This is a genomic window from Rhodococcoides fascians NBRC 12155 = LMG 3623, from assembly GCF_001894785.1.
GTDB classification, from domain to species: domain Bacteria; phylum Actinomycetota; class Actinomycetes; order Mycobacteriales; family Mycobacteriaceae; genus Rhodococcoides; species Rhodococcoides fascians.
Genome location: NZ_BCWW01000001.1, coordinates 934,630 through 947,593, shown reverse-complemented (window position 1 = coordinate 947,593; position 12,964 = coordinate 934,630). Strand labels below are relative to the sequence as shown.

Sequence of the window (12,964 nt, the reverse complement as noted above, 5' to 3'; positions counted from 1 at the left end):
TGCGCAACCTCAGCCTCGACGCTGACGCGCGATGTCGGCCAGCACGACGCCCGCAGCGACGGATGCGTTGAGCGATTCCACCGGCCCGGCCATCGGGATCGACAGGATGTGGTCGCAGGTCTCGCTGACCAGACGCGAGAGGCCCTTGCCCTCGGATCCGACGACGATGACGACCGGTCCCTTACCGTCGAAGGTGTCGAGGTCGGTGTCGCCGCCTGCGTCGAGGCCGACGACGGTGACGCCCTTGGACTGCCAATCCTTCAGTGTACGAGTCAGATTGACCGCCCGCGCGATGGGCAGTCGGGCTGCGGCACCGGCGCTGGTGCGCCACGCCACGGCCGACACGCTGGCGCTGCGACGCTGCGGAATCACGACGCCGTGGCCACCGAACGCGGCCACCGAACGCACGACGGCACCGAGGTTACGCGGGTCGGTAATGTTGTCGAGCGCCACGAGCAGTGCGGGTTCCTGGTGCGTGCGCGCGTTCGAGATCAGATCGTCGGGGTGCGCGTAGCGGTACGGCGGCACCTGCAGGGCGAGGCCCTGGTGCAGTCCGTTGGCGCTGAGCTTGTCCAGATCGGAGCGGGGAACTTCGAGGATGGAGATCCGTGCGTCGCCTGCGCGTTGCACGGCTTCCTTGAGTCGATCGTCGCTGTCGGTGCCGACGGCAACCCACAGGGCGGTGGCGGGCACGCCTGCACGCAGGCACTCGACGACCGGGTTGCGCCCGAGTACCACCTCGGGACCGTCTTCTGCCTTGCGTCCGGCCGGACGTCCACCCGCGCGTCCTCCGGTGGTACCGCCACGGTTCTGCGCGGACTTCTCGGCGAGCTTGGCCCGACGCGCTGCGGGATGCTTGGTGCGCTCGGAGGCGGGGGGTGTTGCGCCGCGGCCCTCGAGGCCCTTACGACGCTTGCCTCCGGATCCGGCGACCTGACCCTTCTTGGTGCCGTCCTTGCGGATTGCGCCGCGCCTACTCGAATTGCCTGCCATCACAAACCTGCTTCGTCGGTCTTGCTCGTACCCAGCGACCATTCGGGCCCGTTGGGTGTATCTGTCACATCGACTCCGGCTTGCGCCAGTCGATCGCGTATCTCGTCGGCGACGGCCCAGTCCTTGGTCGCCTTCGCCGTTGCTCGACGCTCCAGCTCGGCCTCGACGAGAACGCCGAGTGCACCGAGAGCTCCTGCGTCCGAACCACTGTCGCTCGACCAGTGCGGATCGAGGGGGTCGACACCGAGGATGTCGAGCATCGCCCGCACGCTGCCCGCATGCTCCACGGCTGCCGGTAGATCACCGGACTCGAGGGCGGTGTTGCCGAGGGTGACGGTGGCGTGAATCTCGGCCAACGCTTTGGGCACACCGAGATCGTCGTCGAGAGCCGCGGCAAACCCGGCGGTCCACTTGCCCATCGGTACGTCACCGGCACGTTCGACGGCTCGCCGGACGAACCCTTCGATGCCCCGGTACGTCACCGCCGCGGTCTCGAGCGCAGTGTCGGAGTATTCCAGCATCGAGCGATAGTGCGCGCCACCGAGGTAGAACCGAAGTTCTTGCGGCCGAACCTTTTTGAGCACGTTGGGTACCGAGAGGACGTTGCCGAGAGACTTGGACATCTTCTCGCCGCCCATCGTCACCCAGCCGTTGTGCAGCCAGTAGCGCGAGAAGCCGTCGCCGGCCGCCATGGATTGAGCCCGCTCGTTCTCGTGATGCGGAAACACCAGATCGAGTCCGCCACAATGGATGTCGAAGTCCGCGCCGAGGTACGTCTCCGCCATCGCCGAGCACTCGAGATGCCAGCCGGGACGGCCTGGACCCCACGGCGTCGGCCACGAGGGCTCGCCGGGCTTGGCACCCTTCCACAGTGTGAAGTCGCGAGGATCGCGCTTGCCCTCGGCAACGCTCTCGCCCTGGTGTACGTCGTCGAGCTTGTGACCGGACAACGCGCCGTAACTCGGGAAACTCTGTACGTCGAAGTACACGTCTCCGCACGAATCGGCATACGCGTGCCCACGCTCGATCAGCCGCTCGATCATCTGAACCATCTGAGTGATGTGGCCCGTCGCACGCGGTTCGGCGGACGGCGGCAGCACACCGAGTCGGTCGTAGGCCCAGGTGAACGAACGCTCGTACGTTGCCGCCCACTCCCACCACGGACGACCGGCGTCGCGCGCCTTGTTCAGGATCTTGTCGTCGATGTCCGTCACGTTGCGAACGAAAGCGACGTCGTAGTCGTGTGCCAACAGCCAGCGGCGCAGGACGTCGAACGCCACTCCGCTGCGTACGTGGCCGACGTGAGGCTCACCCTGCACCGTTGCCCCACACAGGTACACCGATACATGGCCAGGGACCAAGGGGGTGAATTCCCGCAGGGCCCTCGTCTCGGTGTCGTGTAGGTGAAGGGTCACGACCAGCAATGCTACCGGTGGTTTTACCTCGTCATGACAAGTGCGGTCGCGACGGCCGCGATTCCTTCGCCGCGACCGGTCAGCCCGAGCCCATCGGTGGTGGTCGCGGACACCGACACCGGTGCACCGAGCACACCCGAGAGAACGTCCTGCGCCTCGACGCGGCGCGGTCCGATCTTGGGCCGATTACCGATGATCTGCACCGCAGCGTTGCCGACCGCAAACCCGTCGGCGTCGAGCAACCGTCGTACCTCGGTCAGCATCGCGGCTCCACTGACCCCGTCCCACTCCGGACGCCCGGTACCGAAGACCGACCCCAGATCGCCCAGGCCCGCAGCGGACAGCAGGGCGTCACACAGCGCGTGCGCGGCGACGTCGCCGTCGGAGTGGCCCTCGAGACCGTCCGCGTCCTCGAAGAGCAGTCCGGCCAGCCAGCAGGGTCGGCCGGGAGCGATGGGGTGGACGTCGGTGCCGATGCCGACTCTCATAGGAGCGCCTCTGCCAGTAGTAGGTCGTGCGGAGTGGTGATCTTGAATGCGAGCGCGTCGCCGACGATGGTGTGCACCGTCTCGCCGATGCGCTCGACCAGTCCCGCATCGTCGGTGGAGATGTCGGTAGCGGCGGCATAGGCGCGACGCAGGACGTCGGCGTCGAAGCCCTGCGGGGTCTGGACCGCACGCAGACTCGCGCGATCGGGCGTGCCGACCACAGCGCCCATGAGGTCGACTTCCTTGACGGTGTCGACGACGGGCAGCACCGGGATGACCGCTGGTCGTCCGGCTCGGACCTCGGCGACGACGCGGGCGATCAACCCGGGCGGGGTGAGAGCGCGAGCGGCGTCGTGGACGAGCACGACCGAAGCGTCTCCGACGACGGCGAGACCGGCGCGCACCGAATCGGTGCGTTCGCGGCCGCCTGCCACGACGATGACGTCGTCGCCGACGAGCCCGCGGGCCGCGTCGAGCAGATCGACGGGCACGATGACGACGATGCGGTCGACGGCACCCGAGGCACGCAGTCCGTCCACGGACCGCGCGAGAAGAGAGTCGGTACCCAGACAGACGAAAGCCTTCGGCTCGTCGTGTCCGAGCCGAAGGCCTTTACCTGCTGCGGGTACCAGGGCGACAACGTCGCCGGCGGTACCGTTCACGCTACGAAGCTGCTCATTCTGCGAAGCTGCTCACTCTACGAAGCGGTGGCGAGAACTTCGTCGAGCATGGTGTCGGCCTTGGCCTGGTCGGTTCCCTCGGCCAGTGCCAACTCGCCGACGAGGATCTGACGCGCCTTGGCGAGCATCCGCTTCTCGCCTGCCGACAATCCACGATCCTGTTCGCGACGCCATAGATCACGAACGACCTCTGCCACCTTGTTCACGTCACCGGAAGCCAGCTTCTCCAAGTTGGCCTTGTAGCGACGCGACCAGTTGGTGGGCTCTTCGGTGTGCGGTGCGCGCAGCACCTGAAAGACTTTGTCGAGGCCTTCTTGCCCGACGACATCGCGAACGCCGACGTACTCGGCATTGTCCGCGGGGACTCGAACGGTGAGGTCGCCTTGCGCGACCTTGAGAACCAAGTACTCTCTCGGTTCACCCTTGATGGTGCGTGTCTCTATCGCTTCGATCAGCGCCGCTCCGTGATGGGGGTAAACGACGGTGTCTCCGACCTTGAAAATCATGTGACAAGTGCCCCTTTCGATTTATCCAGAATACCACGCCCAATATCAACGGCGCAGGTCAGGGGCACAGTGCTGCCGAATCAGGGGTTGACACAGACCGTTCGACGTGTATCCGATGCCACATTTCGGCCGCGGTCGTAACACCCCCGTTCCGTGCGGAAGGCTGCCCTACCTGGCGCATCGTGAGCAGTGGCGGACCCCACGAGCGGTCGGTGGACGAGAACTACTACTCTGCCTAGTGGACGAGATGGACCGAGCCGGCCCGGCACCACATGGAGGACGACCGAAGTGACTGCAATCGACGCTGCGACACCGCTTGGCCGCCATCGCAGAACGGCCGCCGCCCTCGCGCTTCTCGCTGGTGGCACCCTCGTGCTCACCGCCTGCGGCGCAGGTCAGATCTCGCAGACGGCCACTCAGGTCGCGGCGGTCAACGGCAATTCCGTCGACGTCGGAGACATTCAGCTTCGCAACGTGCACGTCGTGTACCCCTCCTCCGAGGAGTACAGCATCGAGCCCGGCGGCACCGTCGAGCTCGGGTTCACGGCCATCAACGCCAACCCCGCCGTGGCGGACGAGCTGACCGGGATCTCCTCTCCCGAGGCTCAGGTCACCATCGTCGACGAGGCAGAACCGGGCAGCACCGAGATCGCTCCGCTGACCGCGCTCGGTGCCGGATCACCCGCCGACACGCAGCTGGACGATCCTCTGCTTCCGATCCAGCTCATCAAGGTCGAGATGGCCGACATCAGCGAGAACGTGCGCCCGGGCCTGACGCTGCCGGTCACCTTCGAGTTCGCCAATGCGGGCGATGTTGTCGTCAACGTCCCCGTCGACGCCGGTCACGAACTCGAGCGCTCCGAAGAGGCAGTCTCCGAGCACAGCGGCGGGCACTGACCCCTCCGCACGAGGTCACCGGACCTGTCGGTGCCGATCGTTAGGCTTCCGACGTGGTCAAACTGAAGTCGAGCTACCGCTGCTCCGCGTGTCATCATTCGGTCTCCAAGTGGGTCGGTCGGTGTCCCGAATGCGGCGACTGGGGCTCGATGGACGAGGTCCAGGCCACCGCGGCACCGCTCACGTCGCGCGCAGGTGCATCGGCGCTCCGCTCGGGCGGCGGTGCCATGATCCCGACGACGCCCGCAGCTGCACTGACGACCATCAGCAGCGCAACCTCGCAGGCGAACACCACCGGCATCGACGAGTTCGATCGTGTCCTCGGCGGCGGTCTGGTCCCCGGTTCGGTCGTTCTGCTGGCCGGTGAGCCGGGCGTCGGCAAGTCGACGCTGCTGCTCGAGGTGGTGCATCGGTGGGCGCGTTCGGCTCCCGATCGCCGCGCGCTCTACGTCACCGGCGAGGAATCGGCAGGGCAGGTTCGGCTGCGGGCAGACCGTACCGGCGCGGTGCACGAGCGCGTCTTTCTCGCCGCCGAGTCCGATCTGGCAACCGTGTTCGGACATGTGGAACAGGTCAAGCCCAGCCTGTTGATCGTCGATTCGGTGCAGACGATGCTCGCCGCCGACGTCGACGGCGTCATCGGCGGTGTCACTCAGGTCCGCGCCATCACCAGTGCGTTGACCACGCTGGCCAAGACCACCGGAGTCGCCGTTCTGCTCGTGGGGCACGTGACGAAGGAAGGCGCGGTGGCAGGTCCACGCTCGCTCGAACACCTCGTCGACGTCGTCCTCAATTTCGAGGGCGACAAGCACTCCACGCTGCGCATGATTCGCGGCGTCAAGAACCGGTTCGGCGCCTCGGACGAGGTGGGCTGCTTCGAATTGCGGGAGACCGGAATCGTCGGCATCAGTGACCCGTCCGGGCTGTTCCTGCATCACCGCAACGACGCCGTCCCCGGGACCGCCGTCACCGTCACGATGGACGGCAAGCGACCGCTGCTGGCCGAGTTGCAGGCACTGATCGTCGACACCGCGATGCCGTCACCGCGACGCGCGGTCAGCGGACTCGATCACGCCCGTGTCGCGATGATTCTGGCCGTCCTGGAACGCCGGTGCGGCGTGAAGGTGTCCAAGGCCGAGGTCTATGCCGCGACGGTCGGCGGGATGCGCACGAGTGAGCCGTCCGCAGATCTGGCTCTGGCAGCTGCGGTGGCGTCGGCGGTGCGTGATCAACCGTTGCCCGCAGGAATGGTGATTCTGGGGGAAGTAGGGCTCGCCGGCGAGGTACGACGCGTCGCCGGGCTCGGGCGCCGCCTCGCCGAGGCAGCCAGACTGGGGTTCAACTACGCCATCGTCCCCGAGGACGCGGGCCCCATCCCGCCCGGCATCAAGGTCAAAACCGTCACCAACGTCGGCGAGGCCCTGACGTACACGCGTATGCGGCCGGTATGACACCGGGCGGTACCCTTTACGGCGCTGCCCGTGTGCAACGGCGTGGCCCGCATTCGGCGGCGCGTTAGTCTTTGTTGGGCACGAGCTCCAGATCTGCCGCATGCCGTTACGACACGAGGGGGTTGGCCATGGAAGGCGCCGCGCAGTCCCCGGCGTTACGCGAGACCATCGCTCGACTGGCACCGGGCACCGCCCTGCGGGACGGTCTCGAACGAATCCTGCGCGGCCGCACCGGCGGATTGATCGTCCTGGGCTACGACGAAGAGGTCGAGGCCATCTGCGACGGCGGGTTCGAGCTCGATGTCGAGTTCGCGCCGACACGACTGCGCGAGCTGTCGAAAATGGATGGCGCAGTAGTGCTTTCGACCGACGGGCAGCGCATCGTTCGGGCCAATGTTCAGCTCGTCCCCGACCACAAGATTCCTACCGTCGAATCCGGCACCCGACACCGCGCGGCCGAGCGAACCGCGATGCAGACCGGGTATCCCGTTGTCTCCGTGAGCCAGTCGATGAGCATCGTCAGTGTCTACATCAGCGGCATCAGGCACGTCGTCGAGGGCTCAGCCACCATCCTCTCGCGCGCCAATCAGGCCGTCGCCACGCTCGAGCGATACAAGGCCCGGCTCGACGAGAACACGCGTCAGCTCTCGGTCGTGGAGATCGAAGATTTCGTGACCCTGCGCGACGCGTTGACCGTCGCCCAGCGCCTCGAGATGGTGCGACGGGTGTCGGTGGAAATCGAGCAGAACGTCCTCGAACTCGGCACCGACGGCCGTCAGCTCGCTCTTCAGCTCGAAGAGTTGTTGGGCGACAACGACATCGACCGTCAACTGATCGTGCGCGACTATCTCGCCGGCAACGAACCGTCGAGCACCACCGGTGTGGAGAAAGCGCTCGCGGCGCTGGACAAGCTGACCGATGTCGACCTGTTGGACCTGACGACTCTGTCCCGGGCATTCGGTTATCCCGCGACCATCGAAGCGTTGGACACCCCGATGAGTCCGCGCGGTTATCGCGTACTGACGCGAGTGCCGCGGTTGCAGTTCAGCCAGATTCACCGACTCGTGGGCGCATTCGGCACTTTGCAGGGCCTGCTGGCCGCAACCGCCGCCGATCTGCAGTCGGTCGACGGCATCGGCGGCCTGTGGGCCAGACACATTCGTGAGGGACTGTCCCGCTTGGCAGAGGCCTCGATCTCCGGGCCCTACGACTAGGAAGCGCTACGACCCTACCCGGGACCACTGGGAGAACCGGTAACCCCTACCGCTTCTTGGTCCCCGGGAGGAAACCAGCGTCGATCACGGCTTTCACGTAGGGCCGTGCGCTCGTGATCAGCTGCTCCGCATCCGGAACGGTCTTCCACACTGCCGAAGCCATGGCGTCGGTGCGCTCCTCGATGTGCCGATCGAGAGCGGTGCCGGCCTCGGTCAACGTCTCCCCCTCGGCAGAAGTGGTGAGCAGTCCCCGGACGGCGAGTCGTTCTGCAGCCGAATCCCATTCGGTCTCGGACCACTGTCGCGTCAGCTGTGTGATGCGCTTGCCGAGCGCTCGACGCCCGGGCTGTGGTGTCGGGCGGACGGCTTCGTGAAATACCGCTGCTTCCGCGGGGTCGAGTTCCGCGTCGATCAACGCGGCGAGGTGGCCGTCGCCCCGCCATTCACGCAGCACGGTGATCGAATGCCACAGGGCGAGATGAGGCACGTCGGGTCGTTCGGTGGAATGCCATGCTGCTGCGAGAGGACGGCCGGCGAAGGACGCCGCGTCGCCGATGCTGCGTAATCGCTCCGCGATGGTCGCGAGATCGGGCTCGGAGGCCAAGGAACCCAAGGCTGCGCCGAGGACGGAGTCGAGCAGTGCCCACCGACGATCGGACACCGCATCCAGACCGACGGCCACAGCGGCCGGCCACGCCTGCTCGATCAACACCGGGTTGAAGTTGTAGAACGCAGCCGCGACGACGCTGGGCGCGCACGGACCCATCGGCGCGGCCCGTGCGCCCACGTACCAGGCATGTCCGTCGAGTCCGGTGTCCTCGTACGCAGATCCGAGTTCCGGATTGAAGTACGCGGTCACATGGAAGGGTTCGAGCGTCGTGTAGGCCGCTCGGGCAAGCGCTGTCGGGGTGGTCATGAGATTCGACCGTACTCAGCCGGTGATGTTGAACGGTTCCGGCACGCTCTTGAGCTCGCCGAGCTGCGCGATGGCCTGGTATGCACCGACGCCGACCGGGACGCGCTCTTCACCGCAACCGGGAACCGAGTTGGTGCCCGACCACTTCACCGTGAAGCCGGCCTGCTCACCGGGCTTGAAGGTTCGCAGATCCGACGCAGCGTTCGGGAAGCAGTCGATGTTGGACCAGATGCGCTGATTGTCGAGCGTGTAGACGAGTGCCTGCTGCAACCCGGCACCGACGTCGCGCTGGCACTCCGCTGACCCGATGTTGGTGATCACGACGGTGAACACGGGCTCTTCGCCGAGGCGATAGGTGGCCTTCTCGGGCGTCACCTTGATCGCGAGGGACTGATCCGGGCACTGGTTGGCGATCGCCGGAGCGGGCGCACCACTGGTCGTTGCTGCTGTCGTGCCACCGCCGGCCGCGGAGTCGGTACCGCCGCCCGAACCACCGGACCCACCGGAACCGCCCGATCCCTCACCCGAACCACCGGAGCCACCCGAACCACCGGGCGTGGCAGACGAGCTGGGCGACGGCAGGGCGGACGTGGTCGCCGGAGCTGCGACCCCGGCCGGAGCGGCCTCGGGGTCGTCGGAACGACCGCTGAGCGAGGCGATGAACCACACGATCAAGCCGAGGACGACAACGGCCGCACCGATGGCGAGTGCGCGGCGTCGCCAATAGATTTCGGGAGGCAATGGCCCGGTCGGTTCCAACACGAATCAACCGTATGCGGCCGAAGCCTGGCTATCCCTGAGCCCACGCGGCGTGTCGCACCGGCGAACGGGCTTTCGGGGGCTGCCGGACCGTCAGGCGGGCTGCTCGACCGTTCAGGCGGGCTGTTCGCCGATGTCGCCGATGACCTCGCGAAGCTGCGCACGCCCCTTGGACAGCTGGTACGTGAGTCCGACGATCGCCAGCTCGCCGGCTTCGACCTTCTCGGCGACGATGCGCGAACGCTGCATCAGCAGGTTGCCGGTTTCCTGGACGTGGCGCGCCTCGAACTCGTCGACGGCTTCGTGGCCGTCGCGTCGGGCCGAGAGCACCGACGGGGTGACGCGCTCGACGACGTCGCGGATGTAGCCGCCGGGCACGTCACCGCTCTCGAGTGCGTCGACGGTCGCCTGGACGGCACCGCAGTGGTCGTGTCCGAGCACGACGATCAGCGGAGCATTGAGCACCGCGACGCCGTACTCGATGGAGCCCAGAACAGCGGAATCGACGACGTGGCCGGCGGTACGAACGACGAACATGTCGCCGAGCCCCTGATCGAAGATGATCTCAGCGGCGACGCGTGAGTCGGCGCAGCCGAACAGGATGGCCCCGGGGTGCTGAGCGCTCTCGAGCCGGGCGCGGTCCTCGATACCCTGCGACGGATGCAGGACCTCTCCGGAGACGAACCGTTGGTTGCCTTCCTTGAGTGACTTCCAGGCAGCGATCGGATTCGAAGCAGGCATAGCTCTCATTGTGCACGCGCAGCGGGTTACCGGCGAGTCGGGTGCACGCGCAGAGGGTTACCGGCGAGTCGGGTTCACTACTGTTGGTACCCGTCACAGACACGAGAAGAAGGGCGCACAGTTGCCGATCGATCCCGAGGCCCTGCTCGGATGGTTCGATACCGACGGACGCGACCTGCCGTGGCGTCGTCCGGGAGTGACCGCATGGCAGATCCTGATGAGCGAGATCATGCTGCAGCAGACGCCCGTCGTGCGGGTGGCTCCCATCTGGGAGCAGTGGGTGCAGCGGTGGCCGGTCCCCTCGGCGATGGCCGCGTCGTCGCAGGCCGAGGTGCTGCGGGCGTGGGGGAAGCTGGGGTACCCGCGTCGCGCATTGCGTCTGCACGAGTGTTCTCGGGTGCTCGCCGAGGACTACGGCGACGAGGTTCCGCAGGACGTCGATACCTTGCTCGGCCTGCCCGGCATCGGGGCCTATACGGCCAGGGCGGTGGCGACTTTCGCGTACGGCCAGCGAGTTCCGGTGGTGGACACCAATGTTCGACGCGTCGTCGCGCGTGCGTTGCACGGCAACGCCGAGCCTGGAAATCCCTCGACGGCAAGGGATTTGGCCGACGTCGAACAACTGCTTCCAAAGAGCGTGCCCCGCGCCGCCCGGTATTCGGCGGCGTTGATGGAGCTCGGTGCGCTCATCTGCACCGCAAAGAATCCGGCGTGCCTGCTTTGCCCACTTCCCGAGTGCGCCTGGATCGAGGCCGGGCGGCCTGCGCACACCGGCCCGGCGAAGAAGGTGCAGAAGTTCGCCGGAACCGATCGACAGGTACGCGGTAAACTGATGTCGGTCCTGCGAGAGAGCACGGGGCCGGTGGAGCGGGCTCAGCTCGACATCGTCTGGCCCACCGACCCAACCCAGCGTGACCGCGCGTTGGACTCACTGTTGACCGACGGCTTGATCGAGCAGACCGAATCGGGTTTGTTCGCGCTGGCTGGTGAGGGTTCGGACAGCTAGGACGCCAGAAACTCCACCAGAGTCGCATTGACCGCGTCGGGTCGTTCGAGGTAGCCGAAGTGGCCCGTATCGGCGATTTCGACGTAGCGCGCACCGGGTATCGCCGCAGCCACTTCGCGGCACTGCTGCACCGGAATGAGCCGGTCGTCGGCAAATCCGACGACGAGCGACTTGGCCGAAATTCGGCGATACGCTATCAATCTGTCTGTGCCGGCACGCATTTCGAGTCCGATCTGCGCCCGCATACCGGCCGTCTTCTTGCCGCCGGAGTATTCGAGCACCGCCAGCCAGTCGCCGATCGCTGCCTCGTCGGCCAAAGTCTTGGGCGAGAAGTTCTGCATCGCAGTCATCGCCGCCCGGTACGAGGCCGGAAGTTCGACTCCGGCGTCGAACAGATCTTTCTCGCCCTTCGTCAACTGCTGACGCATCGTGGTGTTTTTGCCGTAGGTGGCCATCATCACTGCGTGCGACACCAGATCCGGCCGCGCCAACGCCAATTCCTGGGTGACGCGTGCGCCCATCGACGTGCCGACGACGCGCACCTTTCCGCCGCCGAGATGTTCGATCAAGGCGGCGGTGTCTGCGACCAGGTCGTCGAGCGTCATCCCGCGCGCACACTCGGACGACGGTGCGATACCGCGATTGTCGAATGTGACCACGCGATATCCGCTCTTCACCAGCGCGGGAACCTGATGGGTTCGCCAGACGCGGCCCGGGCTTCCCGTTCCCATCACCAGAACCACGAGCGGTCCGTCACCGGTGACGTCGTAGTTCAGGTCGATTCCGTTGAGCTGTGCGAGCGGCATTCGGATGATCCTAGTGTGCGCAGGAACCCCTCGACGGCGTCGCGATACCGCTCCGGGGCTTCGTCGTGAACGAGATGCGCCGCACCCTCGACTCGGACGTACACCGATCCGGGCTTGGCCGAGTGCATTCGGCTCATCTGGCCGGCCGGCGTGATGGTGTGCTCACCTTCGATCAACAGAACCGGAGCACGGACGGCATCCCATTCGTTCCAGAAGTGCCGCGTCCCCCACTCCTGCGAAATGGCCTCGAACGTATCGACGTCACCGTGCAGTCGCCAGCCGTCGTCGCTGAGCTCGAACGAATCCAAAAAGTACTGTCCGGCAACATCTCCGAAGAAGGTGCGTACCGCGTCGGCGTCCGGGAACGGTTGCGGCCACGCCCGGATCATCGCCGCCCAGCCGTCCGCCGTTCGACCGCGAAAGTCCGGCGCGATGTCTTCTACGACGAGCGCGGTGACCAGATCCGGTCGCCGCGCAGCCGCACACCAGCCGTGCAGCGCTCCCATCGAATGACCGACCAGCACACTGGGACCCACCGTTTCGAGGTGCTCGATCAGGTCGTCCACGAACGCCTCTGTCGTCAGTTCGGGCGGCGGAGGCCGACGGTGGCCCGGGGCGTCGTAGGTGTGCACCCGCCCGAATTCTCGGAGCCACGGAATCTGGCGTCGCCACGTCGCCGCACTGCCCATCAGCCCGTGCAGCAGCAGTATCGAACGGCCGGATCCACCCTCGTCGTAGAGCATCACCGCCGAGCATATCGGCGGGGTAGTCTCCCCAGAATGGCCATTGTGAAGATCAACGCGATCGACGTACCCGAGGGCGCAGGCCCCGAGCTCGAGAAGCGCTTCGCCGCGCGTGCCGGAACGGTCGACGGTTCGCCCGGTTTCCTCGGGTTCCAGTTGCTCCGTCCGGTCAAGGGCGAGACACGCTATTTCGTCGTCACCCAGTGGGAGGACGAGGAGTCGTTCCAGGCCTGGTCCGGTGGCCCGTCACGGCAGGCGCACGCCGGTTCCGGCGAGAGCAAGCCGGTCGCGTCGGGCGCGTCACTGTTGGAGTTCGAGGTCGTGCTGGACGTGCCCGCCACCTCGTGAC

Annotated in this window: 15 protein-coding genes; 5 read left to right on the top strand and 10 right to left on the bottom strand. The window is 66.4% G+C overall.

The genetic code is table 11. The annotated features are described in order from the left end of the window. Nucleotides 1-9 precede the first annotated feature (9 nt). From rlmB to RFA01S_RS04740, 5 genes are read right to left on the bottom strand one after another with little or no spacing between them, the layout of a single operon-like run. Nucleotides 10-993, bottom strand: a complete 984-nt coding sequence (gene rlmB / locus RFA01S_RS04760) for a 23S rRNA (guanosine(2251)-2'-O)-methyltransferase RlmB (RefSeq protein ID WP_032373657.1) — start codon at nt 991-993, stop codon at nt 10-12. After that, nucleotides 993-2,408 carry a cysteine--tRNA ligase gene (gene cysS, locus RFA01S_RS04755; protein ID WP_032406644.1) on the bottom strand — a complete coding sequence of 472 codons (1,416 nt, stop codon included), beginning with the start codon at nt 2,406-2,408 and terminating at the stop codon, nt 993-995. The genes rlmB and cysS overlap by 1 nt, the downstream gene beginning before the upstream one ends. Before the next feature lie 23 nt (nt 2,409-2,431). After that, entirely contained in the window at nt 2,432-2,896 is a 465-nt protein-coding gene (gene ispF, locus RFA01S_RS04750; protein WP_027494342.1) for a 2-C-methyl-D-erythritol 2,4-cyclodiphosphate synthase, read from the bottom strand. After that, entirely contained in the window at nt 2,893-3,558 is a 666-nt protein-coding gene (ispD, locus tag RFA01S_RS04745; RefSeq protein ID WP_027494343.1) for a 2-C-methyl-D-erythritol 4-phosphate cytidylyltransferase, read from the bottom strand. Before ispD ends, ispF begins: the two co-directional genes overlap by 4 nt. Before the next feature lie 35 nt (nt 3,559-3,593). After that, nucleotides 3,594-4,082, bottom strand: coding sequence for a CarD family transcriptional regulator (locus RFA01S_RS04740; protein ID WP_027494344.1), 489 nt, complete (start codon nt 4,080-4,082; stop codon nt 3,594-3,596). A 288-nt stretch (nt 4,083-4,370) separates the two neighbouring features. Here RFA01S_RS04740 and RFA01S_RS04735 point away from each other — a divergent pair, with 288 nt between their 5' ends. From RFA01S_RS04735 to disA, 3 genes are all read left to right on the top strand, one after another. After that, the gene (locus RFA01S_RS04735) at nt 4,371-4,979 is read left to right on the top strand and encodes a copper chaperone PCu(A)C domain-containing protein (protein WP_027494345.1); all 609 of its coding nucleotides are present in this window, start codon (nt 4,371-4,373) and stop codon (nt 4,977-4,979) included. 53 nt (nt 4,980-5,032) lie between these two features. After that, complete coding sequence (gene radA / locus RFA01S_RS04730; RefSeq protein ID WP_027494346.1) at nt 5,033-6,430, top strand: DNA repair protein RadA; 1,398 nt, start codon at nt 5,033-5,035, stop codon at nt 6,428-6,430. Between the two features lie 128 nt (nt 6,431-6,558). Continuing rightward, a complete protein-coding gene (disA, locus tag RFA01S_RS04725) occupies nt 6,559-7,644 on the top strand; it encodes a DNA integrity scanning diadenylate cyclase DisA (RefSeq protein ID WP_027494347.1) in 1,086 nt (361 codons plus the stop codon). Between the two features lie 46 nt (nt 7,645-7,690). On the opposite strand, the gene RFA01S_RS04720 is transcribed toward disA, so the two are convergent. The 3 genes from RFA01S_RS04720 to RFA01S_RS04710 all read right to left on the bottom strand — a co-directional run bounded on the left by RFA01S_RS04720 (nt 7,691) and on the right by RFA01S_RS04710 (nt 10,060). Then, on the bottom strand, nt 7,691-8,560 hold the full coding sequence (locus RFA01S_RS04720) for an SCO6745 family protein (protein WP_027494348.1): 870 nt from the start codon (nt 8,558-8,560) through the stop codon (nt 7,691-7,693). Between the two features lie 15 nt (nt 8,561-8,575). Continuing rightward, a complete protein-coding gene (locus RFA01S_RS04715) occupies nt 8,576-9,322 on the bottom strand; it encodes a hypothetical protein (protein WP_027494349.1) in 747 nt (248 codons plus the stop codon). Between the two features lie 111 nt (nt 9,323-9,433). Next, complete coding sequence (locus tag RFA01S_RS04710; protein WP_027494350.1) at nt 9,434-10,060, bottom strand: carbonic anhydrase; 627 nt, start codon at nt 10,058-10,060, stop codon at nt 9,434-9,436. Between the two features lie 121 nt (nt 10,061-10,181). Between RFA01S_RS04710 and RFA01S_RS04705 the strand changes: the two genes are divergently transcribed. Then, on the top strand, nt 10,182-11,066 hold the full coding sequence (locus tag RFA01S_RS04705) for an HhH-GPD family protein (RefSeq protein ID WP_032382188.1): 885 nt from the start codon (nt 10,182-10,184) through the stop codon (nt 11,064-11,066). Here RFA01S_RS04705 and RFA01S_RS04700 read toward each other — a convergent pair. After that, nucleotides 11,063-11,872 (bottom strand): alpha/beta fold hydrolase, encoded by an 810-nt coding sequence (locus tag RFA01S_RS04700; RefSeq protein WP_032382187.1) that lies wholly within the window; start codon nt 11,870-11,872, stop codon nt 11,063-11,065. The genes RFA01S_RS04705 and RFA01S_RS04700 overlap by 4 nt on opposite strands. Beyond that, entirely contained in the window at nt 11,839-12,615 is a 777-nt protein-coding gene (locus RFA01S_RS04695; RefSeq protein WP_052054738.1) for an alpha/beta fold hydrolase, read from the bottom strand. The genes RFA01S_RS04700 and RFA01S_RS04695 overlap by 34 nt, the downstream gene beginning before the upstream one ends. Nucleotides 12,616-12,651: 36 nt before the next feature. On the opposite strand from RFA01S_RS04695, the gene RFA01S_RS04690 reads away from it, so the two are divergent. Next, nucleotides 12,652-12,963 carry an antibiotic biosynthesis monooxygenase family protein gene (locus RFA01S_RS04690; protein WP_027494354.1) on the top strand — a complete coding sequence of 104 codons (312 nt, stop codon included), beginning with the start codon at nt 12,652-12,654 and terminating at the stop codon, nt 12,961-12,963. Nucleotide 12,964: the final 1 nt, after the last annotated feature.

Coding starts and splice junctions, on each gene's coding strand:
- RFA01S_RS04700 (WP_032382187.1), bottom strand. CDS start 11,872: ATGCCGCTCGCACAGCTCAACGGAATCGACCTGAACTACGACGTCACC.
- RFA01S_RS04690 (WP_027494354.1), top strand. CDS start 12,652: ATGGCCATTGTGAAGATCAACGCGATCGACGTACCCGAGGGCGCAGGC.
- RFA01S_RS04740 (WP_027494344.1), bottom strand. CDS start 4,082: ATGATTTTCAAGGTCGGAGACACCGTCGTTTACCCCCATCACGGAGCG.
- RFA01S_RS04695 (WP_052054738.1), bottom strand. CDS start 12,615: ATGCTCTACGACGAGGGTGGATCCGGCCGTTCGATACTGCTGCTGCAC.
- rlmB (WP_032373657.1), bottom strand. CDS start 993: ATGGCAGGCAATTCGAGTAGGCGCGGCGCAATCCGCAAGGACGGCACC.
- RFA01S_RS04710 (WP_027494350.1), bottom strand. CDS start 10,060: ATGCCTGCTTCGAATCCGATCGCTGCCTGGAAGTCACTCAAGGAAGGC.
- disA (WP_027494347.1), top strand. CDS start 6,559: ATGGAAGGCGCCGCGCAGTCCCCGGCGTTACGCGAGACCATCGCTCGA.
- RFA01S_RS04720 (WP_027494348.1), bottom strand. CDS start 8,560: ATGACCACCCCGACAGCGCTTGCCCGAGCGGCCTACACGACGCTCGAA.
- ispF (WP_027494342.1), bottom strand. CDS start 2,896: ATGAGAGTCGGCATCGGCACCGACGTCCACCCCATCGCTCCCGGCCGA.